This is a genomic window from Rhodobacter sp. P2_H5 (assembly GCF_056403335.1).
In genome coordinates, this window is record NZ_JBFUFS010000051.1 from 1 (window position 1) to 1,506 (window position 1,506).

The window sequence follows — 1,506 nt, forward strand, 5'->3', positions numbered from 1 at the left end:
GGCCTGCTTACCGGGGCAGAGATTGCCACACTGACCGACTATGTCCAAACCCTCTCGAAGGGCGTGATTTCCAACGACCCGTCACCCGGCGCGAAACTGTTTCAGGACAATTGCGCGGCCTGCCATGGTGCCGATGCCAAGGGCGTCAAGGATACCGGCGCGCAGAACCTGACCGATGCCGACTGGCTTTATGGTGGCGATGCGGCATCCATTCACCAAACCCTGATGTATGGTCGTCAAGGCAAGATGCCAACCTGGGCGGGCCGCCTGGATACGGTCCAGATCCGCATGCTGGCGCTTTACGTGGCGGAGCTTTCGAAAGCGGGCCAATCGAAAGCAGGGCAGACGAAATGACGCGCACGCTGGCCTGGATTGTGGCTGCCGCGACCGTCGCCCTGTTCGTGGTGGCCAATTGGAACTTCATCCGGCTGGCCGTCGTCACGCATCCAGGCTGCGTTCCGGTCAGTCCGGGAAAACCCTCTGCGTCCCAAGATTGCTGAAAGGTGATCCATGCTAGAGCCTCTGCCCCTGATCGAGCCAAGACTGCGCCCCTCTCGCAGCTATGCGCGTGCCTTGCCGGCGAATGCCGCCTTGCGCTGGCTCACCGCGGGCTGGGCGGATTTCCGGTACAGCCCGGTTGAAAGCCTGTTGTACGGCGTGGTCGTCTTTGCGCTTTCGGCGCTGGTGATCGGGGGGTTGATTGCGGCTGATCTACTGTGGCTGATCTTTCCAGCGAGTTCAGGGTTTCTGGTGGTAGGGCCCCTGTTCGCAAGCGGTCTCTACCAGAAAAGCCGAGACCGCCAAAGCCGACTGCGCGACATGCTGTTGGTCAAGCCGCGCTCGCCCGGGCAACTGGCATTTGCGGGACTGCTCTTGTGCCTTCTGGTCATGCTGTGGCTCAGGGCAGCTGACCTGCTCTATGCGCTGTTCTACGGTCTGCTGCCATTTCCGGGGTTTGACCATCTGTTGGCCGCGCTTCTGACCACCCCCCGAGGCTGGGCGCTGATCATCACCGGGTCAGCCGTGGGCGGGCTTTTCGCCGCCTTTGCCATGGCAATCAGCCTATTCTCCATCCCCATGCTGCTGGGGCGGCGGACCGATGCCTTGACGGCCTTTGGCACCAGCTTCGCCATGACGACCCAAAACCTGCGCAGCGCTCTGCCGTGGGCGATCATCGTGACAGTGGGCTTTGCCCTTTGTGCGATAACCGGCCTCTTGGGACTGATCGTGATCTTTCCGGTACTGGGCTATGGCACCTGGCACGCCTGGGTCGACTTGCGCCCCGGACCGGAGGCTGAAGAGCAATGACCTATCTGTTCCTGATCCCCGTCTCGCTCACAATCGGCCTGGTCGCCCTCGGTGCCTTCTTGTGGAACCTGCGAAGCGGTCAATATGACGACCTCGACGGCGCCGCCGCCCGCATTCTGGCGCCAAACGACGCACCCGATTCTCCGCCGACCCAAAGCTCGCAGCCGGCGTACGCCCAAGAGCGCCCGGCAAATTGAG

General features: G+C 62.4%; 4 protein-coding genes. All 4 read left to right on the forward strand.

Annotation, left to right across the window (positions count from 1 at the left end; all coding sequences use genetic code 11):
- The coding region (locus tag AC1DVR_RS23335; protein WP_478003014.1) for a c-type cytochrome at positions 1–354 on the forward strand (354 nt) is incomplete at its 5' end.
- Complete coding sequence (locus tag AC1DVR_RS23340; protein ID WP_478003015.1) at positions 351–500, forward strand: hypothetical protein; 150 nt, start codon at positions 351–353, stop codon at positions 498–500. The genes AC1DVR_RS23335 and AC1DVR_RS23340, both read left to right, overlap by 4 nt.
- A 10-nt stretch (positions 501–510) precedes the next feature.
- Positions 511–1,308 carry a DUF2189 domain-containing protein gene (locus AC1DVR_RS23345; RefSeq protein WP_478003016.1) on the forward strand — a complete coding sequence of 266 codons (798 nt, stop codon included), beginning with the start codon at positions 511–513 and terminating at the stop codon, positions 1,306–1,308.
- Positions 1,305–1,505 (forward strand): cbb3-type cytochrome oxidase assembly protein CcoS, encoded by a 201-nt coding sequence (ccoS, locus tag AC1DVR_RS23350; RefSeq protein WP_478003017.1) that lies wholly within the window; start codon positions 1,305–1,307, stop codon positions 1,503–1,505. Before AC1DVR_RS23345 ends, ccoS begins: the two co-directional genes overlap by 4 nt.
- Position 1,506: the final 1 nt, after the last annotated feature.

Bases quoted from the DNA above. Each gene is read 5' to 3' on its own strand.
- AC1DVR_RS23340 (WP_478003015.1), top strand. From the start codon at position 351: ATGACGCGCACGCTGGCCTGGATTGTGGCTGCCGCGACCGTCGCCCTG.
- AC1DVR_RS23345 (WP_478003016.1), top strand. From the start codon at position 511: ATGCTAGAGCCTCTGCCCCTGATCGAGCCAAGACTGCGCCCCTCTCGC.
- ccoS (WP_478003017.1), top strand. From the start codon at position 1,305: ATGACCTATCTGTTCCTGATCCCCGTCTCGCTCACAATCGGCCTGGTC.